This window comes from Butyrivibrio sp. X503 (assembly GCF_003625475.1).
GTDB lineage: Bacteria > Bacillota > Clostridia > Lachnospirales > Lachnospiraceae > Butyrivibrio.
In genome coordinates, this window is record NZ_RAIQ01000001.1 from 364,743 (window position 1) to 386,689 (window position 21,947).

Sequence of the window (21,947 nt, forward strand, 5' to 3'; positions counted from 1 at the left end):
TGAAAATGAAGAATTACATTAAAATAGCAAGACCCGATCACTGGATAAAAAATCTGTTTATTTTGCCGGGAACAATAATAGCCGTGCTTCTTACGAAGCATTCTCCCGCCGATATCAACCTAATAAAGCTTGTTACAGCCTTCCTTGCGACATGCATGATAGCCAGTGCCAACTATGTTATAAACGAATGGCTGGACGCTCCGTTCGACAAGTTCCATCCCACCAAGAAAAATCGGCCGGTTGTCACTACAAACATGAAGCTTAGCATAGTTCTGCTCGAATACTTTCTGCTTATAATAATAGGAATAAGCCTTTCGCTTTTGATAAACCTACCCTTCACCGTTACAAGCGCCGTTTTGCTGGTCATGGGAGTTCTATATAACGTAAAGCCCTTCAGGACAAAAGACATCCCTTATTTCGATGTTTTATCGGAATCAGTCAACAATATGCTCAGACTTCTTATGGGCTGGTTCGTGATAACAGCTTCATCCGTACCTCCTTCAAGTATTCTTATTGGATATTGGATGACAGGAGCCTTTTTGATGGCAACCAAGCGTTTTGCGGAGTATCGGATGATCGGAAACCCGGAAACAGCAGGCTTATACAGACGTTCATTTATTCATTACACAGAAAAGAAATTGCTTACTTCCGCACTGTTCTATGCACTTGTATCAACGTTTTGCCTGGGAGTTTTCCTGATAAAGTATCGCATTGAGTATTTACTGTGTATGCCCTTTGTATTCCTACTTTATTCGTATTATACAGCCATGTCACTGGACCCTGATTCGGCTGTTCAACGCCCCGAAAAGCTCTATAAAGAGAAAAAACTAATGTTTATTCTGCTTATTATGCTCATTGTATTTATCATATTTACATTCATAGACGTTGAATTTCTACATATCCTCACGTCTAATGCCCTTGTAAGCATCCCGATTGAATAATTCTTCAACAACATATTTTTAAGCAAGCGAAAGACCGTGGTATGGGGAAATACCACGGCCTTTCTTAACGCTTATAAAAGGAAAGAGTATCTCCTCCCGTGTTACCACGGAAGAAGAAGAGTAAATAACAAATTCAATTATCCCTTGACACCGCCGAGTGTAAGACCACCGACGATATATCTGGATAGTATCAGATAAACAATTATAACAGGAAATATGGAAAATGCAATCATTACATAAACCTGTCCCATATCAAACTTAAGCCAATCAGCACTACGCAGCTGAGCTATAAGGATAGGAAGTGTCTTCTTGCTATCTGTATGTAATACAAGTGCCGGAGTAAAGTAGTTATTCCAGCTTGTTACAAAACTAAAGATTGCCTGAACCGCAATAGCAGGTTTCATAAGAGGAACTACTATTGAATTGAAGGTTCTGAGCTCACCTGATCCGTCAATTCTTGCCGCCTCAACAAGTGAAAGTGGAAGAACTGAATCCATGTACTGCTTCATATAGAAAAATACTGCAGGTGAAGCAATTGCAGGAACGATAAGAGGTGTAAACTTATCGTCAAGTCCCATTTTACCAATGAGCTGGATGAATCCAAGAGCAGTTACCTGAGTTGGTATCATCATTACCATTAGTATAAATGTAAACATGAATTTTTTCAATTTAAATTCGTAAGCGTGGATAGCATAAGCAGTCATTGTCGAAAAATAAGTAGCAAGAGCTGCTGTAAGAGCTGCCACGATTAATGAGTTTACCATACCTGAGAAGATTGGTAAAGTACCATTTTTAAGATTTATCCAGTTTGTTTTCAAATAATTACTCGGGAAAGGTGTAAATCCCCTTGTAAGCTCTGCATTTGATCTGGTTGAATTTATAAAAAGAAGGTAAAACCAGAACAGACACAAAAACGATACCAAAACAAGTACTGTATATGCAAGAACTCTTCTTGCATGCACGGAAACACCGTTACTTTCCGTACTCATCATATAATTATTCTGATTGTTCGCCATATTCTCTCTCCTTATCTCAATTCTTCTCGCCGGAATTGGTGAACTTAAACACTATAAGACTAAGTATACCTGTGATAATGAACATAAATACGGAAAGCGCTCCGCCAAGTCCATAGTTCTTACTAAATAAGTGTTTGTTCAAATACATTATCAGTGTCATAGATGATCTCATAGGATCACCTGTTCCGTTAGTTAAGATCTGAGGAACATCAAACATCTGCAATCCGCCGATAAGAGATGTGATCATAACATAAATAAGAATAGGTTTAAGAAGTGGCAATGTGATCTTATAGAAAATCTGAGTAGCCGTAGCACCGTCAACCTGTGCTGCTTCAAAAAGCGAGGGATCAATACCCATCATACCGGCCATCAGAAGAATTGTCGTATTACCAAACCACATGATACAGTTCATGAATGCTACAAGCCAACGAACTGACCATACATGAGCCATAAACTGGTATGCTTCCTTGATCACTCCAATCTGTAAAAGAATGGAATTGATAGGTCCTGAAAGTGAAAATAAAGTAAAGAACAACATAGCAAAAGCCGATGCCATGATAAGGTTGGGAAGGTACATAACTGTCTTAAAGAATGCCTGTCCCTTTAATCTAAGTGATGGATCTGTAAACCATGCACCAAGAATAAGTGAAATCACAATCTGAGGAACAAATCCCATGATCCACATGATCATTGTGTTCTTAAAGTAAGTCGGAAGATCTCCGTTTGTAATAATTGTTATGAAATTCTGAATGCCAACAAAATTAGGTCCGATAATCTTAAGACCTGAACGATAGTTTTCAAAGAATGAATTATAAATAGTTGTTACTAAGGGTATCATCTGAAAAACCAAATATATTACAATAAAAGGTATCAGGAAAATATATCCCCACTTATTGTATTTAACTACTTTGCTTGTTTTCTTCATAAGCGCTCCCTTTTCTTAATATATGGGGCGCACTAACCCTAATGCGCCCCGCTAATACCCTCTAATAAGAAATATCTGATTAGATCATTACTGATCTATAAATTACTCTGCTGTTACGTCAGGATACTTCTCAACGATAGCCTTCTTGAATGCTGCAAGAGCCTCATCAAGAGTAGCGTTTCCGTCGAAGTAGTTCTTCATAGCCTTCTGGAACTCTTCGTTACATCCCTGATCGTATGCACACTGATTTGAAAGATCGCAGCTATCAGCGCCCTTTGCGAACATAGCAAGAGGATTCTGTCCACCAAGTACATCAAATGCGAACTCGTCCTTGCCTGCTGCCTCTTCCATAGCGGGCTTGTTGTTTACGAAATCACTGTCAGCTGTAACGATATCAAGCATGATATCCTTGTTTGTTGTAAGAGCCTTCATGATGTCTGCGATGATACCAGCGTTATCTGTTCCCTGAGCTGCGCAGATCCATGTGCCGCCCCAGAAGAATCCCTGAGGTCCCTCAGTTGCTCCCCAACCACCTGCATTAGCGATTGAGCCTGCCTTGTCAGCAGCCATTGAGAAGTTGATCATCCAAGCGGGTCCAAAGTAGCAGAATACCTTTCCGTCAGGATAGAATCCCTTGTTCCAGTCTTCGCTCCAAAGGTCTGAAGTTGAAGCAACCTCACCCTTGTCAGCCATGTCCTTAGACATCTCAACCCACTTCATGATGTTCTCGTCGATAACAACCTTGCCATCCTGTACCCACTTACCAGATACGTTGTTTGAGAATACACGATAAGCATCGTTTGTTGTAGCTGTCATGCTGTATCCAGCCTTCTTCATCTCAGCAGCTGTCTTTGAGAATGCATCCCAATCTGCTACAGCCTTCTGAACTTCTGCAGGATCATCTGATCCAAGAACTTCCTTAGCAGCCTCACGGTTGTAAATAAGAACACCGGGGCATCCCTGCCATGAAAGACCCTTAAGAACGCCGTTAGAATCTGTCATAACGTCCTGTGTATACTTGTACTGATCAGCGATATCAGCATCTGTGATACCAAGATCTGCAACAGGTAATGTTACATCTTCATCTACATACTTAAGTGCATAGTCAGCTTCTACAAGGAATATATCAATCTTATCATCTGCTGCTGCATCAGCCTGCTTGAGAAGGTTCTCATCGAGGTTGTTCTGATAAGCATTGTCCTGGTTAGGAGTAATGTTCCACTTTACAGTTACATCACCGATTGTACCTGTGGTAGCATCTACCTCAGTGTATCCCGGATAGTGATCCTTAACTCTTCTCTGGAACTCGTCATTCCAACAATAAATGTTGAGTACCTTTCCCTCATCTGCTGCAACTGCTGTTGTATCAGCTGCAGGAGTTTCTGCTGTTGCGTCTGTAGCTTCTGCTGTCTCTGCAGGTGCCTCTGTAGGAGCTGTAGCTGCTGTGTTACCACATGCTGTAAGCATTCCGGCAACCATAGTAGCAGAAAGTACTACGCTAAGAAATTTCTTCTTCATAACCTTTAATACCTCCCTCTTTAATTTGAGTTTGTCATTGTATGTATTTAAAACAGCTATCCGCCGTCTTAAAACTTAATTAAGTTTCTTGACCGATGCACCCGGTTCAAGTGTTCCCTTGACAACAATCTGTTCTATCAGCGTTCCCTTGGGATTATTTATAAGATCTATCAGCTTGGTTGCTGCGATCTTTCCTATCTTCTCACTGTCCTGAACAATAGTTGTCATCTTGGGAGTGAGGCGACTTGAAATCTCAAGTCCGTCATATCCTACAACGGATACATCATCGGGAATCTTAAGTCCCCTTTCTCTGATGGCATTGATACCACCGAGCGCAGCAAAATCATCCGGGTAAAAAATACATGTCGGAGGATCCTGCAGATTCAATAATTTATTGGTAGCTTCATAAGCTGCATCCGTATCACGATACGGTGCGATAACCACATATTCATCGGGAATATCTATTCCGTGTTCCTGCAGTGTCTTATAAAAGCTTGCAAGTCTGCTTTGTGTAACGGATGACTCAACACCTCTTACATACGCTATCTTCTTGTGTCCCTGACTGCATACATATTCGGTAAGCTCTCTCATGCCGTTAACGTTATCCGATATGACCGCTATCCTGTTATAGAAGATATGGTCGATAGTGACAACGGGAATACTGCTCTTAACCAGTTCATCAACTTCGGGATCAAAGAAATCGACACAAGCGATCACCACTCCGTCAAAGCCTCTGTAAATTGCATGAGACAAATATGACATGTTGTTGATCCTGGCCTTGCCTCCATTAATGAAGGTAATGTCAAAACCATTCTCCTCGGCCGTATTCTTAAAGCTGTTAAGAACGTGATTAAAGTAATCATGTGTGAGACCACTGTTGGCCTCATCCACAAACAAAACTCCGATGTTGTTGGTCCTGTTCGTCTTAAGAGCCTGTGCTGCAGCGTTGGGACGATATCCCAAGCTCTCGGCAACTTGTCTTATATGTTCCTTAGTTTCCTGACCGATGTCATGATGATCATTAAGTGCTTTCGAAACAGTCGCAACCGACACCCCGCAGGCTATGGATATGTCCTTTAATGATACTTTCCTTTTAGCCATATCAATTTCCCGTCTCTGTACTTAATCGTTTTCGTGAAATCAATATACATCATTTTCCCATCAAAAGCAATATCAGGGGTTTGATTTTTTGTGCATCTTACACATTTTTGTCTGTTTCTACCAAAATTTCTTTTTAATTTTTATATAAATTTACGGGTTTTATTTTCTATACCCCGTGTTTTATAGAGATTTTGATTAAACGTTTTCGTATAATCCTCTCCAAGCCCCCACTGCTGGTGGCCTTGCAGCATCTCTTTTTTATTCATCCAGTATTTACGCGGCTTTTAAGCCTGTACATTTATAAAATTTATTGTTGCATTACTGTAAATTACCATATATAATGTGCGTATATATTTCCGAAAACGTTTAAGTTAACTGGAGGGTAGTATGAAATACGGATTTTTTGACGATCAGGCTTGTGAATACGTCATCACAACGCCCAAAACTCCTCTTCCTTGGATCAATTACCTCGGCAACAAGGAGTTCTTTACACTTATATCCAACACATGCGGTGGATATACTTTCTTTAAGGATGCTAAACTTTTAAGACTTACAAGATATCGTTACAACAATGTTCCTTATGACAACAACGGTAAATACTTCTATATTAAGGATACGACCGATTCTGCAAATGAAGTTATCTGGAATCCCGGATGGCAGCCTGTCAAGACAGCGCTCGATTCATATGAGTGCCGTCACGGTCTTGGATACAGTAAATTCACTTCAACCAAGAACGACGTTAAGGCTGAGCTCCTTACATTTGTTCCCATGAACGATAACTGCGAAGTTTCCAAGATCACTATTACCAACAACAAGAGCACAGCTGCTAAGCTTTCTCTTTTCTCTTATGTAGAATGGTGTCTCTGGAACGCAGACGACGACATGAAGAACTTCCAGCGTAACCTCAGCATCGGTGAAGTAGAAGTTGTTGACGGCGGTTCGGCAATCTTCCACAAGACAGAGTACAGAGAGCGTAGAAACCACTACGCCGTATACGGTGTCAACTCCAAGGTTGACGGTTTTGATACAAGCAGAGACGCTTTCCTTGGTGCATACAACGGTCCCGACAGCCCTGACGTAGTAGCTGACGGCAAGTGCACAGGTTCAATCGCAAGCGGATGGTCTCCCATCGCATCACAGCAGATCAATATCGAGCTTGCTCCAGGCGAGTCCAAGACATTCATCTTCACTCTCGGATACATTGAGAATCCTCAGGAAGAGAAATGGGAAGCTCCCGGCGTGATCAACAAGAAGCGTGCATTCGAGATGCTTGACAATTACAAGACTGTTGAAGCTGTAGACAAGGCTCTTAAAGAGCTCAATGATTACTGGAAGAACCTCCTTACTATTTACCATGTATCTTCTTCTAACGAGAAGGTTGATCGTATGGTTAATATCTGGAACCAGTATCAGTGTATGGTAACCTTCAACATGTCACGTTCCGCTTCTTACTATGAGTCAGGAATCGGACGTGGAATGGGATTCAGAGATTCTTGCCAGGATCTTCTCGGATTCGTTCACCTCATTCCCGACAGAGCAAGACAGCGTATCATTGATATCGCTTCAACTCAGTTCCAGGATGGTAGCGCATATCATCAGTACCAGCCTCTTACCAAGAAGGGTAACTCCGACATCGGTTCAGGCTTCAACGACGATCCTTTATGGCTCATCGCAGGTACAAGTGCATATATAAGAGAAACAGGTGACCTCTCTATCCTTAAAGAGATGGTTCCTTTCGATAACGATATGAGTGTTGCCAAGACACTTATGGAGCACCTTAAGTGCTCATTCAACTTCACAGCTACTCACAAGGGCCCTCACGGTCTTCCTCTTATCGGACGTGCCGATTGGAACGACTGCCTGAACCTCAACTGCTTCTCAGAGCATCCCGGAGAGTCTTTCCAGACATTCGGTCCTTCAGAAGGTCCTGTTGCTGAATCTGTATTCATCGCAGGAATGTTCGTTAAGTACGGTGAAGAGTATGCTCAGCTCGCTGAACTTCTTGGTGACAACGCCGAGGCTGCAAGAGCTCGTGAAGAAGTTAAGAAGGTTTATGACGCAACATGCACAGCCGGATGGGATGGCGAATGGTTCGTCAGAGCTTATGATGCATATTCCAACAAGGTTGGTTCAAAGGAATGTGAAGAAGGACAGATCTACATCGAGCCCCAGGGCTTCTGCGTACTTGCAGGAATCGGTGTTGAAGAAGGTCTCGCAGCCAAGGCTCTTAAGAGCGTTGAGGAAAGACTTGATACCAAGTATGGTGTAATGATCTTCCAGCCTGCTTATACCAAGTATCACCTTGAACTCGGAGAAGTCAGCTCATATCCACCCGGATATAAAGAGAACGGTGGTATCTTCTGCCACAACAATCCTTGGGTATCAATTGCCGAGACAGTTCTCGGACACGGTAACAGAGCATTTGAGATCTACAAGAAGACATGCCCTGCATACATTGAAGATATCAGTGAGATCCACTGCACAGAGCCTTATGTATATTCACAGATGGTTGCAGGTAAGGACGCTAAGTTCTTCGGTCAGGGTAAGAACAGCTGGCTTACAGGAACAGCAGCTTGGACATTCGTCAACATATCACAGTATATCCTTGGCGTATATCCCACACACAACGGTCTTTCAATCAATCCTTGTGTACCTGCTGATTTTGGTGATTTCTCACTCACAAGAAAATACCGTGGTGCAACATACAACATCAGTGTTAAGCAGAACGGTGCCGAGAAGGGCATCAAGAAGCTCGTTGTAAACGGTAAAGAGATTGAAGGAAACATCATCCCTTACGATGAGAGCGTTAAGGAATACACTGTAGAAGCAATCATGGGTTAATTTTACATACTACACTTCTTGTTTAATACATATTGCCCTGCCGGGTCTCATAAATCCGGCGGGGTATTCTTTTACCCGAAAAGTGCTAAAACAAGCGCTATCTACGCCTTTAATCCGTATGCCAAATGGTCAAAAGTTGCGTTACCCCGTGAAAATATGTTAAAATACGGTGTTATGAGTCGGAGGTGAATATGAGCGCAGATATGACTAAGCCCAGAAAACACAGACACAGAAGAAATTATACTTTTATGGTTATTTCGGGAGACTCAGACGGATCGACCAAGCGTCTCCACTTAGACCATTTCCAGACGCAGGTTTTGGCTTATACTGCCTTTGCCTTAGTACTAATTTTGATCTGCTATATAATTTTTTCCGCAATGACCATCACCAATCTCAGATCGATACAAGTCGATCAGAAATCACAGATACAAACTCTTACGGAAGAGAATGTCAAACTCACGGCTTCCAATGAAACTCTCGGAAATGAAGCTCAACAGCTTAGAGCCGCACTCAATATGAGACTTGAGAACGAGCAGCAATCCGCAGAAGAAGCTGAGAATAATGCCATTCCGTCAGGCTTTCCTTTAACAGGTTCAGCGAACATAGACTATGCTGTGGATGATGTTAATTCTACAAACATCACCAAGGTTGATGACAGAAATTCCGAAGAGGAAGGCAATCCATTAGTTCTTTTCTCAGCTGCATCCGGTAGCAACATTATTGCAGCAGGAACAGGAACGGTGCAGAGCGTCACATCAGATGCCAAATTCGGCAATTATGTATCCATAGATCACGGCAACGGATATATTTCAATCTATCGCAATTCGGGCACTCCCATTGTTTCAGAAGGCGATGAAGTGGACAGAGGCGATATATTATTTGTTGTGGACGGCAACAATACCAAGCTGGGTTATCAGATCCAGAAGGATGATACTTATATAAACCCTGAGGAGCTCATAGAGATAAACGGTTAAAAATGGAGGATTTACGAATGTTTGGAAACTCAAAAAAAGAAACTGACATACCCGAGAGCACATTACTTGAACAGGTTGGAACCATAATCGGTCCCGGTGCTGTGATCGACGGTCCGCTTACCACAAAGGACTCTACAAGAATTGATGGAACGATCAAGGGTAACGTTACAATAAGCGGCGCACTCATAGTCGGACAGGATGGCAAGATCAACGGAACGGCTTCCGGCGTAAATATCTATGTTGCAGGTGAGATCAACGGAAATGTATCCGCACCGCAGGGCAAGGTTGAGATCAGTGATACAGGTAAGGTTATCGGTGATATCTCTTGCAAGAGCATCATAATTGATGAGAATGCTATCTTCCAGGGAAGATGTGATATGACAGGCCTCGACAAGAGCTCTGCCGAGATCGCAAAAGAAAGAATGGCTTCCGATAAAGAATCATCTGATGAAAATTCTTCAGATGATAAGGATAAAGAGAATAAATAAAGATAAAAGCATATAACATAAACGCCGCTATGGAGTACATCCACAGCGGCGTTAATTATTTAATCAATCCTGCAATCTTCCAAATACCAGCTCATATCCGTCATCGCCGTAATTAAGCGAACGATTGACTCTGCTGATAGTAGCTGTTGAAGCACCGGTCTTGTCTGCGATCTCAAGATATGTCTTATGCTCTCTAAGCATAGAAGCAACTTCAAATCTCTGAGAAAGGGACAAAAGCTCGTTTACTGTACACAAGTCTTCAAAAAAGCTATAACATTCCTCTTTATTCTTTAGGCATAAGATTGCGTCAAACAGGTGATCCACTGCATCTGTTCTGATTTTTTTATTCATATCTGCCGTTTCCTCCAAATTTGGTTTGTGAAATTAACTATATTACGTTAATAAAACTTTCACACATAAATATTTTATCACTCTAAACTTTTAAAGTAAATAGGGGAAGATTTATATTATACGCTTTACTTTTGTACATATGTTTGATATTATAAATTTGTTGTCATAGACAACTGAACGATTATTTTTTTATTTTTATGTGGAGGTATTACAATGAACAAAGGTACTGTTAAGTGGTTCAACAACCAGAAGGGTTACGGTTTCATCTCAGACGAGGCTGGAAATGATGTATTCGTACATTATTCAGGACTCAACATGGAAGGTTTCAAGTCTCTTGAGGAAGGCGCTTCTGTAGAGTATGATGTAATCCAGGGTGAAAAGGGACCTCAGGCCGTAAACGTAAACAAGCTTTAATTCGAGATTTAAAGCTTAATTAATCAGACTACAAAGTGCCTTATTTAAAATAGATATATTTTGAATTCGCAAGATTGTAACAATGATTAATCATCAGAGCCATCCGACATATGTCGGATGGCTCTTTTGCGTTGTCATTATTTATCTTGATATGTTCAATTCTTCAAGTAAAATACAATAATTACTTGCAGGCATCCATAACATCATTAAGCTTAAGCTTGCCTCCAAAGATCTCAAGTGCACTGCCGACAGTAACATCGACCTTACCCTTTCCTATCTTCTTAAGCTTCTTAATATCAGCAATACTCTTGGCTCCGCCTGCATAAGTGATTGGAATCTTGCTCCACTCTCCTAGAACCTTTGCCACGTTCTCTTCTATGCCGTTCTGCTTGCCTTCAACATCGGCAGCATGAACAAGAAACTCATCACAGTACTGCGAAAGCTCATCAAGCGTATCTGAGCACAACTCAACATCAGTAAGCTTCTGCCATCTGTCGGTAACTATATAATACTTACCGTTTGATATCTTGCATGAAAGATCAAGAACTATTCTTTCTTTTCCTACGGCTTTAACCAGCTTCTTGAGATTGGTATAGCTGATCTTGCCGTTCTTGAATACATAGGAAGTAACTATCACATGCGTAGCTCCGACGTCTATAAATTCGGAAGCATTGTCTGCGTTTATTCCGCCGCCTATCTGAAGAGTTCCGGGGCATGCTTTAAGCGCTTCAACAGCCTGCTTCTTGGTGTTGTTATAAAATGGACTTCCCACGGGATTAAGAAGGATAATATGTCCTCCGGTAAGGCCGTGTTCTTTGTACATTCTCGCATAAAAAACGGCATCCTTGCTTGATACGTAGTTCTCGGAAGCTGAATCTTTTTCATCTCTGAGACTGCTTCCCACTATCTGCTTCACTTTTCCGTTATGAATATCAATACAAGGTCTGAATTTCATATCTAAACTCCTTACGCAAGTACATCTGCCATATCATACATTCCGGCAGGCTTTCCTGCAAGGAACTTGGCAGCCTCAATGGCGCCCTTTCCAAATACCGCTCTTGAATATGCTCTGTGAGAAAGAGTTACTACCTCATCGTGACCCGCAAAAATAACATCATGATCACCTACAATAGTACCACCTCTGACAGCAGAGATTCCTATCTCCTTCTTGGGTCTCTTCTCTCTTCTCTGACTTCTGTCATATACGTAATCATACTCATTGGAAAGAGACTCGTTGATGCTGTCTGCAAGTGCAAGAGCTGTTCCACTGGGCGAATCGAGCTTCTGGTTGTGGTGTTTCTCTACTATCTCAATATCAAAGCCTGCTGCCGCAAACAAAGGAGATACCTCGCTGAGCACCTTAAGAAGAGCGTTGATTCCAACAGACATGTTTGCCGATTTAAGGACAGCAACCTTAGCCGAACTCTCTTTTACCTTGGAAAGCTGTGCATCGGAAAGACCCGTTGAACACAGAACAACCGGCACGTTCTTAGCTACGCAGTAATCAAGAAGTCCGTCAACTGCTGAGGCATTGGAAAAATCTACGATAACATCACAGTCCACGTTGCAATCGGAAAGGCTCTTGAATGTAGGGAATTCGTAATTATTCTCACCAAAAGCATCTATTCCGGCAACTACTTCTATATCATTATCTTCTTTGACAAGGTCGATGATAACTCGACCCATACGGCCGTTGCAGCCGTGCATGATCATCTTGGTCATATCAGTATTCCTTCCTTAAATAATAATCAGATAAGTCCGTATTTCTTCATCTCAGCTTTGAGCTTCCGGGCATTCTCGGGCTCCATATCTGTAAGAGGAAGGCGAAGAGATCCTGCATTGAAGCCGATGAGCTTAAGTGCGCTCTTAACGGGAATGGGATTAACCTCAGAGAAAAGAGCTTTCACAAGAGGATAAGCCTTGAACTGGAGCTCTCTTGCTGTCTCATAATCACCCTCAAAGCACTTTGCGCAGATCTCGTGAGTCTGTCTGGGTGCGATGTTTGAAAGAACAGAGATAACACCCTTTCCGCCTACTGCCATGATAGGAACGATCTCATCATCCTCTCCGGAATAGAGATCGATGCATCCCTCAGCAAGCATCATCATCTTGGTCGTCTGAGAGATATTACCTGTAGCATCTTTGATACCGACGATGTTCTTGTTCTCCTTGCAAAGCTTAACAGCTGTCTCGGGAAGAATGTTGCATCCCGTTCTGCTGGGTACGTTATAAAGAATAATAGGAATATCAACAGCATTGGCAATAGCTGTGAAGTGTGCGATAAGTCCGTTCTGAGTTGCCTTGTTGTAGTAGGGTGTAACAACAAGAAGTCCGTCAGCGCCGTATTCCTGAGCAAGCTTAGAAAGATTGATAGCTGTCTCAGTGCAATTGGAACCTGTTCCGGCAATAACAGGTATTCTCTTAGCAACCTTGTCGATACAATACTTGATAACGTCCATATGCTCTTCTTCTGTCATTGTTGCGGATTCACCTGTAGTTCCGCATACGATGATGGCATCTGTTCCGTTCTCGATCTGGAACTCAATGAGTTTTCCAAACTCCTCGTAATTTACTTCTCCGTTGTCTTTAAATGGTGTTGCGATAGCAACTCCGGCTCCCTTAAATATAGCCATATAATCCTCCTTCTTGGCTAGGTTCTGAACGCTTTTATCCGTGTTTAGATAAAAAAACCGACTCAGAATGAGTCGGTAACATAATCTCTTTTGATAATAAAAGAAAAATGTTGATAGCGCCCCATCCTAATGATGACAGTTATGCAGCTCTTAACTGCATACCCAAGGCCTCGGTTATCAGGTCACCGACCCTTTCGGCGTATTCTCCTTTCGCTTAGCGTCTCCTGCTCCTGACACATCGGCAAAGCTACTGATAAAACACGCAACCTCTATCTAACTTGCTTAACTCATACTACACCCACTGCCTAGCCATGTCAACAAATTATAGTTGAATATGAAAAAAACGCGTGTTATACTTTTTTAGTTTGAAAAGTAAACGATATGTTTTTTTCTTATATAAAGGAGTTATTTATGAAGCAAACGAGAAATGATGTAAGAAACGTTGCAATTATCGCCCACGTTGACCACGGTAAGACCACACTCGTAGACGGTCTTTTGAAGCAGAGCGGTGTTTTCCGTACAGGTCAGGACGTTGTGGAAAGAGTTATGGATTCCGGCGATATCGAGAGAGAACGTGGAATTACCATCATGTCCAAGAATACAGCTATTTCATATAAAGATATCAAGATCAATATCATCGACACTCCCGGCCACGCTGATTTCGGCGGAGAGGTTGAGCGTGTACTTAAGATGGTTAACGGCGTTATCCTTGTTGTTGATGCTTTTGAGGGACCCATGCCCCAGACTAAGTTCGTTCTTGGTAAGGCCATGGACCTTGGACTTCCCGTTATCGTATGTATCAACAAGATCGACCGTCCCGAGGCTCGTCCCAACGAAGTTATCGATGAGGTTCTTGAGCTTCTTATGGACCTTGGCGCTGACGACAACCAGCTTGACTGTCCTTTCGTATTTGCATCAGCCAAGGCCGGAACATCTTCACTTAGTGTCGACGAGCAGGGCACAGATATGAAGCCGCTTCTTGATACAATCATCAACTACATTCCCGCTCCCGTGGGTGATCCCGAGGCGAGCACACAGGTTCTTATCAGCACCATCGACTACAATGAGTACGTTGGACGTATCGGTGTAGGTAAGGTAGATAACGGCGTTGTTAAGGTTAACCAGGAAGTTGTTGTCGTTAACCACCACGAGCCCGAGAGACGTATTAAGACCAAGATCAGTAAGCTCTATGAGTACGACGGACTCGGAAGAGTTGAAGTTCAGGAAGCCAAGATCGGTTCAATCGTTGCCATCTCAGGTATCGAAGATCTCAAGATCGGTGATACACTTTGCTCTGTTGACAATCAGATCGCCATTCCTTTCCAGAAGATCTCAGAGCCTACTATTTCAATGAACTTTATAGTAAACGACTCTCCTCTTGCGGGACAGGAAGGTAAATACGTTACATCACGTCACCTTCGTGACAGATTATATAAAGAGCTTAACACCGACGTTTCACTTCGTGTCGAAGACACAGATACAACAGAGACCTTCAAGGTTTCGGGACGTGGTGAACTTCATCTTTCCGTTCTTATTGAGACAATGAGACGAGAAGGCTTTGAGTTTGCTGTAAGTAAGGCTGAGGTTATCTATCACACAGATGAAAACGGCAAAAAGCTTGAGCCTATGGAAAAATGCTACATCGATGTTCCCGACGAGTTCTCGGGAAGCGTTATCCAGAAGCTCGGCGAAAGAAAAGGTGAGCTTGTAAACATGGGTGCAGGAAACGGCGGATACACTCGTATCGAGTTCAACATTCCTTCTCGCGGACTTATCGGTTATAGAGGCGAATTCATGACCGACACCAAGGGTAACGGTATCATCAATACTATTTTTGACGGATACGCTCCTTACAAGGGAGATATGAACTACAGAAAAACAGGTTCTCTTATCGCATTCGAAACAGGCACGGCTACAGCATACGGTCTTTTCAATGCTCAGGACAGAGGACAGCTCTTCATAAAGACAGGCGACAAGGTTTACTCCGGAATGGTAATCGGTACCAGCGGAAAGACCGAGGACGTTGAAGTTAACGTATGTAAGACCAAGCACCTTACCAATACAAGAACTTCTTCATCGGATGAAGCTCTTCGTCTTGTTCCGCCTAAGATCATGTCTCTTGAGCAGGCAATCGAGTTTATTGATAACGACGAGCTTTTGGAGGTTACACCCACAAGCCTTCGTATTCGTAAGAGAATCCTCGATCCTACTCTGAGAAAAAGAGCCGGTTTCAAAAACAAACAACAGTAAAAATAAAACACGTGGAAAGTTTGATACTTCCACGTGTTTTTTATATTCATCTTTTCAGAAGATATAGTAGCCTTTATTTCCTTCTGTTATCTTTATTCGTCCTTCGCACTTCTGCGTGAGGCCGTCTTTGATCCTATCCGCATCCTCTTCTTTTACACAGATATCGTACTGTACGTTTTCGGCATATCTCGGCTCATTTATCTTGATATCGTTCTGCGTAAGATAGTACTGAACGTTATTGATCATATTGTAGTCAACTTCCAAAGTAAGAAGCTGTGAGTAGATCATCTCTCCCACTTCCGAAGCAGCGATCCCGGCTTGCGCCGCCTGAGTGTAGGCTCTTACAAGTCCGCCCGTTCCAAGAAGAACTCCTCCGAAATATCTCGTCACGATAATAAGCGTATCCGTCAGGCCTGCACCCGTAATCACTTCAAGGATGGGTTTACCCGCAGTTCCCGAAGGTTCTCCGTTATCACTGCATCTCGTGTTCTCACTGTTCTTTCCTATAACATAGGCGTAGCAGTTGTGACGTGCGTCCCAATACTTCTTGGAAATCTCGGCAATTTTCTCTTCCGCTTCGGAAACCGACTTAACTCCGAATACGTGAGCTATGAATCGCGATTTCTTTTCAACGATCTCTCCTGTGCCGTCTTTAGTTATGATTTTATAGGATTTTATCTCGCTCATAGGACTTTAGTATACCATATTTCTCGTCATTTCTTTATTATATATGGATTTCATGTTATAATTACCAAGTTAAATTGGATTAAACAGAGAGGTTTAAATATGAACTATGGAAAGAGAGGTATCGTGAACCAGGCTAAGGCCATAAGTTCAGGTACCAATAGATGGGGAAACAAGTTCGGACTTTTTGGATTTTGTTTTCTTCTGGCATTTGTAATAGGACTTGGCGTAATAGGAGTAAGTGCGGGAATAGGTGTGTTTAACGGAATTAAAGACACCGCTAAGCCCGTTGAAGAAATTGATATGTCTCCCAAGGGAATGGCCTCCTATATCGTTGACATCGAAGGTAATCAGACAAATAAGCTTGTAGCCAAGGATGCCAACAGAATCCCTATAGGACAGGATCAAATTACAGACACTCTTGCTCATGCCTTTGTTGCAATCGAGGATGAAAGATTCTACGAGCATAACGGTATCGATATTCATGGTATTATCCGTGCCGGCTTTAAGTTCCTCTCCTCAGGTAACGCTTCGCAGGGTGCCAGTACAATAACCCAGCAGCTCATTAAGAATAACGCGTTTGAAGGTTGGGTTACCGAGACCAATCTCCTCCAGAAGGTTAAACGTAAGATTCAGGAGCAGTACCTTGCTATCCAGATTGAAAAAGAACATAGCAAGGAAGAAATACTTACCGAATACTTAAATACCATCAACCTTGGACAGAATACTCTTGGTGTTGAAGCTGCTTCCCGCAGATATTTCAACAAGCACGCCGATGAACTTAATCTCTCGGAGTGCGCGGTTATCGCTGCCATCACTTCCGCACCTACAAGATACAATCCTATATCTAACCCGGATAACAACCAGACAAGAAGAAAGATTGTTCTTAATAAGATGCTTGAGCAGGGATATATCACTCAGGTTGAGTATGACGAAGCAATGGCTGATGATGTATACTCACGTATCCAGGCCGTCAACAGCGAGAACAACGAGGATAACGCTGTAAATTCCTGGTTTGATGACGCCCTTATCGATCAGCTTCTTAAAGATTTCCAGGAAAAGCTTGGAATGACTAAGGAGCAGGCAACTGCCAAACTGTACAGTGGCGGTGTTAAGGTTATTTCAACACAGGACCCTCGTATACAGAAAATTTGTGATGAAGTATATGAAAACGAAGAGTTATATCCTGCCGGAACCAAATATCTTCTTAACGTTGCTGTTACCGTTAAGAAGGCTGACGGATCCATACAGAATTACAGTTCTGAAATGATGCAGAATTACTTTAAGGATGAAAACAACGACACGCCTTATACCAGCAAGGCATTTAACAGACTGTTCAATTCTCCCGATGAAGCTCAGGAATGCGCAGATTATTATATTGATGCCATCGTCGGCGAGGGTGAAGAACTTGTCGGAGATCCCTATGTAAGAAAAATTCCTCAGCCTCAGGTTTCAATTACTGTCGAGGACCAGCATACAGGTCATATTGTTGCTTTAGTCGGAGGAAGAGGTGAAAAGACTGATAACAGAGCCTTTAACAGAGCTACCGCTTCTCCCAGACAGCCCGGATCTACATTTAAGATCATGTCAACGTACCTTCCCGGTATCGACAGCGGCAAGATAACACTTGCCTCCGTATTCCAGGATGTTCCCATATCTTACGGTAAAGGCGGTAAAGTTGTAAGAGACTGGTGGGGAAGTTCAAACGGCGAATGGTATACAGCAAGACGAGCAATCACAAGATCTGCCAACGTACCTACCGTTCAGATGTTTGCAGTAGTAACTCCCGAGCTTGGATATGAATATCTCCAAAAGCTGGGATTCACAACGCTGGTTGGTGAAGAAGGCTATAAGGGCGACAAGGGTGTAAACGATATTCATCTGGCTACCGCCCTCGGAGGACTTACAAACGGTGTTTACAATTCCGAGCTAAACGCAGGTTATGCTACCATTGCCAACGGCGGTGTATATATTAAGCCCAAGCTTTACACCAAAGTTTTGGATTACGACGGAAGTGTTCTTATTGATAATGAGGAACCTGAGACAAGAGAGGTAATATCGGAAGCAGCCGCATTTGTACTTACAAGTGCGATGAAAGACGTTGTAACGGGATCCGGAGGAACAGGTTCATCCGTTAATTTCGGAACAACTCCTATTGCAGGTAAGACAGGTACAACATCCGATTATAACGACGTATGGTTTGCCGGATACACCAATTACTACACAGCAACAACCTGGACCGGTTTTGATAATAACGAAAAGCTTAAAACCAGCGATGAGAAGAACTTCTCAAAGACGATGTGGAGAGCTGTAATGGAAAAGATTCATGAAGGTCTTCCTTCTTCAGAATTCCCTCAGCCTTCATCCGGTTTGGTTACCAGAACAATTTGTTCTGAATCGGGTAAGCTTCCTATTGAAGGAGTTTGCGACGGAACACTCAAGAGCGAGATTTTTGTAGAGGGCACAGAACCCACAGAGACATGTGACGTACACTATCAGGGTGAGGTCTGCGCATTTGACGGTCGTCCCGCTTCAGAGTGGTGTCCTTTCAAAACGCAGGGTGTATGTTCAACACATCCCGCACCTCCTGCGGAAGCAGCTGCTCTGTATGTAAACGGAGTTGATCCAAACTCCTCATATACAACAACAACTGACGAAGAAGGTAATACCGTTACCGTTCCAAATACCTGTCACCATACAGTTGAGTTCATGCAACAGGATGGAATAGAAGGTATACTTGCGGGAGAAAGAGCCGAAATGGAGCGAAGAGCCGCAGAAGCCGCTGCAGCTGCAGCAGCCGAAGGACAGGCACCTCCGGCAGGCGGAGATCCAAATGCAGGTCTTCCCGCACCTCCGGCACCGCCCGGACCTACACCGCCTCCTATCTCTGAGGATGTTGCCGCAGGTAACTAAAAAGCTTTAATTTCAGTTGCAAACATAGTTCAATCTATGTATAATCAAATATGTTGTCGCCCGCAAGGGCGACAATGAGCGGATGTGGCGGAATTGGCAGACGCGCTAGATTTAGGTTCTAGTGTCTCCGACGTGCAGGTTCAAGTCCTGTCATCCGCAGCTAAGTGGAAAGCATATACAGCTTTCCACTTTTTTGTAGCGCAAAAACGGCAAGCGGATGTATGCTTATATATATAAATGTTCAGTGTTTTTTGAGGGGAATGCATCATGGATCAAAATAACAACAGGATAACTCAAGGCCCTATTTTCAAAGGGATGCTTGTCTATTTCGTCACCCTTTTGGTTGGCGCTTTTTTTCAACAATTTTACAATACAGTTGACGCCGTTATAGTCGGTAACGTAGTCGGCGCAGACGGTCTTGCCGCAGTCGGAGGTTCCGCTGCCACTATCGTAAATATATTCGTCGGCTTTTTTATGGGCTTGTCATCGGGAGCAACCGTTGTCATAGCACAGTTTTTCGGCGCCAAGCAGGAAAAAGAGGTTGAAAAAGCCGTTCATACCGCCATCGCTATCGCTCTGGCAGGAGGAGTCTTTATAACTGTTATCGGTTTTACCATTACCCCTCATGTAATTTCTATCATGAAAACAGCTGAGAGGATCAAAGATCCATCTATCACTTATCTTAGGATCTTTTTCCTGGGTATGACCGCGAACCTGGTTTACAACATGGGTGCGGGCATCTTAAGAGCAGTCGGTGATTCCAAAAGACCTCTGATAGTTCTTATTATCAGCTGCTTTACAAACGTCGGCTTGGATCTTTTCTTTGTGGTTGTCCTTAAAATGGGCTATATGAGCGTTAAAATGGGCGTTATCGGTGTAGCTGTTGCAACCATACTATGTCAGCTCCTTAGCGCCGTTATTGTGGTAATAATGCTCATAAGAAGCAAGGATATATATAAGCTGACTCTACACAAGATCCGCTTTGACAGGCAAATGTTTACCAAGATAATCAGGATAGGGCTTCCGGCAGGCATTCAGTCGACAATGTACACTTTCTCAAATGCACTTATACAGACTTCGATCAACAAACTCGGAATCGATTATACCGCAGCGTGGGCTGCTTACGGCAAGATCGATGTCGTATTCTGGATGGCTGTAAATGCGATCGGAACTTCCGTCACAACCTTTGCCGGACAGAATTTCGGAGCCGGTAAATACGACCGCGTAAAAAAGAGCACGGGTTACGCCTTTGTCATTGCTCTTCTTATAACCATACCGCTCAGTACGGTTATGTATTTTTACAGTGAAATACTGCTTAGGATATTTATCAAAGACAGCGCCGAAGTCATCAGGATTGGAATACAGATGGTCAGATTCCTTGTTCCTTTCTATGTAACTTACATATCCGTAGAGATCTTTTCGGGCGTGCTAAGAGCCATGGGTTCGGCACTGATTCCAATGATAATTACACTCAGCGGAATATGCGCTCTCAGAGTTATTTGGATCCTCACCGCGTTCCCTATCTTCAAGACGGTTGAGACGGTCGAAGCAAGCTATCCCATAACGTGGATCGTAACTTCGATACTGTTCCTTATTTACTACCTGTATTTCACAAAAAAGCGCATCAAGAACGCAGCTTAAAGAAGCGCAAAAACTGAGATATTTAAGTCATAAAGTAGTTAGTGCTTTCTTTCTTCTTTTGGTACAATGGATAAATGAGAAGTATTCTCACGATTGTATTTACGGAAATAATACCGCGCAGACAGCGGTCTGAAAGGAGAAAGCATGAAAATATATAATGTTACGGATCCCGAGTTTACAAACTACGGAAGGATCATCGAGGGTTACGAAGAAGAAAAGAAGCAGATCATGGAGGCTTTAAGAGATAAGACTCCCATTCCGGAGGGCACAGATTATGTTGCCGAGGAGCCTGCTCTCCAGTCACTTCCTGCAACAGATGTGATCACAAACAGCCTCTTTGGCGGATCACCCATGCAGTTTGGATGGTGCAACGGACACAATACCAAGCTCAACTGCCTTGAATATCATCGTTCAAGCGAGATCAACATGGGCTCTACAGACTTTATCCTTCTTCTTGCAAAAAGAGAAGAAATCGTAGACCACAAGATTGATTCTAGCAAGGTAAAGGCTTTCCTTTGCCCCAAGGGAGTTATGATCGAAGTTTACGCAACAGCACTTCACTATGCTCCTTGCCAGGCAAGCAAAGATTCCGGTTTCCAGGTTCTTGTAGGACTTCCCAAGGGAACAAACGTAGGTAAGCCTGATTTCAAGCCTGCCAACACAGAGGATACACTCCTCACAGCTACCAATAAGTGGCTTCTTGCTCACGAAGAGTCTTCAGAGGCTAAGGGCGGCGCTGTAGTAGGTATCACAGGCGTGAATATCGATATCGCAGGAGATCTCAATTAATTATATAAATCAAGGCCATGGAACATCGCTTCCATGGCCCTTTTTCTATTTGAAAGTATGACACTAAATATGACACGAGCAAAATAAAAACCACTCAAACGCGTTGTTTGAGTGGTTTTAAATCATGAGACATGGGGGATTCGAACCCCCGACAACTTGATTAAAAGTCAAGTGCTCTACCACCTGAGCTAATATCCCATATATTATGCAATTGCGCGACGAGATTCGACGCTAACTGGGCTAGCGGGATTCGAACCCTCGTATGCAGCAGTCAAAGTGCTGTGCCTTACCACTTGGCGATAGCCCAATGTTGTAAAAGCATAGTAAGCATATTCCGCTGTAGCAATTACAAGCGGGTGGCTAGAGGGACTCGAACCCTCGGTCTCCAGAACCACAATCTGGCGCGTTAACCAACTACGCTATAGCCACCATGTATGGTCACACATGGTTTACTGCAATATCATGTGT

The 21,947-nt window shown here is 43.0% G+C and carries 18 protein-coding genes, 4 tRNA genes and 1 riboswitch; of the genes, 10 read left to right on the forward strand and 12 right to left on the reverse strand.

Going from position 1 to position 21,947, the window contains the following annotated elements; translation table 11 throughout:
- The first annotated feature begins 5 nt into the window (after positions 1 to 5).
- Entirely contained in the window at positions 6 to 941 is a 936-nt protein-coding gene (locus D6853_RS01580; protein ID WP_120656060.1) for a UbiA prenyltransferase family protein, read from the forward strand.
- Positions 942 to 1,078: 137 nt separating this feature from the next.
- On the opposite strand, the gene D6853_RS01585 is transcribed toward D6853_RS01580, so the two are convergent.
- From D6853_RS01585 to D6853_RS01600, 4 genes are all read right to left on the reverse strand, one after another.
- Positions 1,079 to 1,957, reverse strand: coding sequence for a carbohydrate ABC transporter permease (locus tag D6853_RS01585; RefSeq protein WP_243108267.1), 879 nt, complete (start codon positions 1,955 to 1,957; stop codon positions 1,079 to 1,081).
- 16 nt (positions 1,958 to 1,973) lie between these two features.
- Complete coding sequence (locus D6853_RS01590; protein WP_120656061.1) at positions 1,974 to 2,882, reverse strand: carbohydrate ABC transporter permease; 909 nt, start codon at positions 2,880 to 2,882, stop codon at positions 1,974 to 1,976.
- Between the two features lie 102 nt (positions 2,883 to 2,984).
- Entirely contained in the window at positions 2,985 to 4,400 is a 1,416-nt protein-coding gene (locus D6853_RS01595; RefSeq protein WP_120656062.1) for a carbohydrate ABC transporter substrate-binding protein, read from the reverse strand.
- A 75-nt stretch (positions 4,401 to 4,475) separates the two neighbouring features.
- Complete coding sequence (locus tag D6853_RS01600; RefSeq protein WP_120656063.1) at positions 4,476 to 5,501, reverse strand: LacI family DNA-binding transcriptional regulator; 1,026 nt, start codon at positions 5,499 to 5,501, stop codon at positions 4,476 to 4,478.
- 387 nt (positions 5,502 to 5,888) lie between these two features.
- On the opposite strand from D6853_RS01600, the gene D6853_RS01605 reads away from it, so the two are divergent.
- The 3 genes from D6853_RS01605 to D6853_RS01615 all read left to right on the forward strand — a co-directional run bounded on the left by D6853_RS01605 (position 5,889) and on the right by D6853_RS01615 (position 9,804).
- The gene (locus tag D6853_RS01605; RefSeq protein WP_120656064.1) at positions 5,889 to 8,342 is read left to right on the forward strand and encodes a GH36-type glycosyl hydrolase domain-containing protein; all 2,454 of its coding nucleotides are present in this window, start codon (positions 5,889 to 5,891) and stop codon (positions 8,340 to 8,342) included.
- Between the two features lie 191 nt (positions 8,343 to 8,533).
- Positions 8,534 to 9,316, forward strand: a complete 783-nt coding sequence (locus tag D6853_RS01610; RefSeq protein WP_120656065.1) for a murein hydrolase activator EnvC family protein — start codon at positions 8,534 to 8,536, stop codon at positions 9,314 to 9,316.
- A 17-nt stretch (positions 9,317 to 9,333) separates the two neighbouring features.
- Positions 9,334 to 9,804 (forward strand): bactofilin family protein, encoded by a 471-nt coding sequence (locus D6853_RS01615; RefSeq protein WP_158588637.1) that lies wholly within the window; start codon positions 9,334 to 9,336, stop codon positions 9,802 to 9,804.
- Positions 9,805 to 9,867: 63 nt separating this feature from the next.
- Here D6853_RS01615 and D6853_RS01620 read toward each other — a convergent pair whose 3' ends face one another.
- Entirely contained in the window at positions 9,868 to 10,155 is a 288-nt protein-coding gene (locus D6853_RS01620; RefSeq protein ID WP_092244037.1) for a YerC/YecD family TrpR-related protein, read from the reverse strand.
- Positions 10,156 to 10,368: 213 nt separating this feature from the next.
- Between D6853_RS01620 and D6853_RS01625 the strand changes: the two genes are divergently transcribed.
- The gene (locus D6853_RS01625; protein ID WP_013281837.1) at positions 10,369 to 10,569 is read left to right on the forward strand and encodes a cold-shock protein; all 201 of its coding nucleotides are present in this window, start codon (positions 10,369 to 10,371) and stop codon (positions 10,567 to 10,569) included.
- Between the two features lie 181 nt (positions 10,570 to 10,750).
- Here the strand turns inward: D6853_RS01625 and hisA are convergent, their stop codons facing one another.
- Genes hisA through dapA form a run of 3 tightly spaced genes read right to left on the reverse strand, consistent with a single transcriptional unit; the run spans position 10,751 to position 13,202 of the window.
- On the reverse strand, positions 10,751 to 11,524 hold the full coding sequence (gene hisA / locus D6853_RS01630) for a phosphoribosylformimino-5-aminoimidazole carboxamide ribotide isomerase (RefSeq protein ID WP_120656067.1): 774 nt from the start codon (positions 11,522 to 11,524) through the stop codon (positions 10,751 to 10,753).
- Positions 11,525 to 11,535: 11 nt separating this feature from the next.
- Complete coding sequence (gene dapB, locus D6853_RS01635) at positions 11,536 to 12,291, reverse strand: 4-hydroxy-tetrahydrodipicolinate reductase (protein ID WP_120656068.1); 756 nt, start codon at positions 12,289 to 12,291, stop codon at positions 11,536 to 11,538.
- A 26-nt stretch (positions 12,292 to 12,317) separates the two neighbouring features.
- Positions 12,318 to 13,202 (reverse strand): 4-hydroxy-tetrahydrodipicolinate synthase, encoded by an 885-nt coding sequence (gene dapA / locus D6853_RS01640; protein WP_120656069.1) that lies wholly within the window; start codon positions 13,200 to 13,202, stop codon positions 12,318 to 12,320.
- 106 nt (positions 13,203 to 13,308) lie between these two features.
- A riboswitch (Lysine riboswitch) is annotated at positions 13,309 to 13,482 on the reverse strand.
- A gap of 131 nt (positions 13,483 to 13,613) precedes the next feature.
- Here dapA and typA point away from each other — a divergent pair.
- On the forward strand, positions 13,614 to 15,452 hold the full coding sequence (typA, locus tag D6853_RS01645; protein ID WP_120656070.1) for a translational GTPase TypA: 1,839 nt from the start codon (positions 13,614 to 13,616) through the stop codon (positions 15,450 to 15,452).
- A gap of 54 nt (positions 15,453 to 15,506) precedes the next feature.
- Here the strand turns inward: typA and D6853_RS01650 are convergent, their stop codons facing one another.
- Positions 15,507 to 16,139, reverse strand: a complete 633-nt coding sequence (locus tag D6853_RS01650) for a YigZ family protein (protein ID WP_120656071.1) — start codon at positions 16,137 to 16,139, stop codon at positions 15,507 to 15,509.
- A gap of 99 nt (positions 16,140 to 16,238) precedes the next feature.
- On the opposite strand from D6853_RS01650, the gene D6853_RS01655 reads away from it, so the two are divergent.
- From D6853_RS01655 to D6853_RS01670, 4 genes are all read left to right on the forward strand, one after another.
- Positions 16,239 to 19,049, forward strand: coding sequence for a transglycosylase domain-containing protein (locus D6853_RS01655; RefSeq protein ID WP_120656072.1), 2,811 nt, complete (start codon positions 16,239 to 16,241; stop codon positions 19,047 to 19,049).
- 78 nt (positions 19,050 to 19,127) lie between these two features.
- Positions 19,128 to 19,208 (forward strand) — tRNA-Leu (locus D6853_RS01660).
- Between the two features lie 108 nt (positions 19,209 to 19,316).
- Positions 19,317 to 20,690, forward strand: coding sequence for an MATE family efflux transporter (locus D6853_RS01665; RefSeq protein WP_120656073.1), 1,374 nt, complete (start codon positions 19,317 to 19,319; stop codon positions 20,688 to 20,690).
- Between the two features lie 144 nt (positions 20,691 to 20,834).
- Positions 20,835 to 21,479: a DUF4867 family protein gene (locus tag D6853_RS01670; protein ID WP_120656074.1), complete on the forward strand. Its 645-nt coding sequence runs from the start codon at positions 20,835 to 20,837 to the stop codon at positions 21,477 to 21,479.
- A gap of 125 nt (positions 21,480 to 21,604) precedes the next feature.
- On the opposite strand, the gene D6853_RS01675 is transcribed toward D6853_RS01670, so the two are convergent.
- The 3 genes from D6853_RS01675 to D6853_RS01685 form a co-directional block, all read right to left on the reverse strand.
- Positions 21,605 to 21,677, reverse strand: a tRNA-Lys gene (locus D6853_RS01675).
- Positions 21,678 to 21,714: 37 nt separating this feature from the next.
- A tRNA-Gln gene (locus D6853_RS01680) sits at positions 21,715 to 21,786 on the reverse strand.
- A gap of 48 nt (positions 21,787 to 21,834) precedes the next feature.
- Positions 21,835 to 21,908 (reverse strand) — tRNA-His (locus D6853_RS01685).
- Positions 21,909 to 21,947 lie beyond the last annotated feature (39 nt).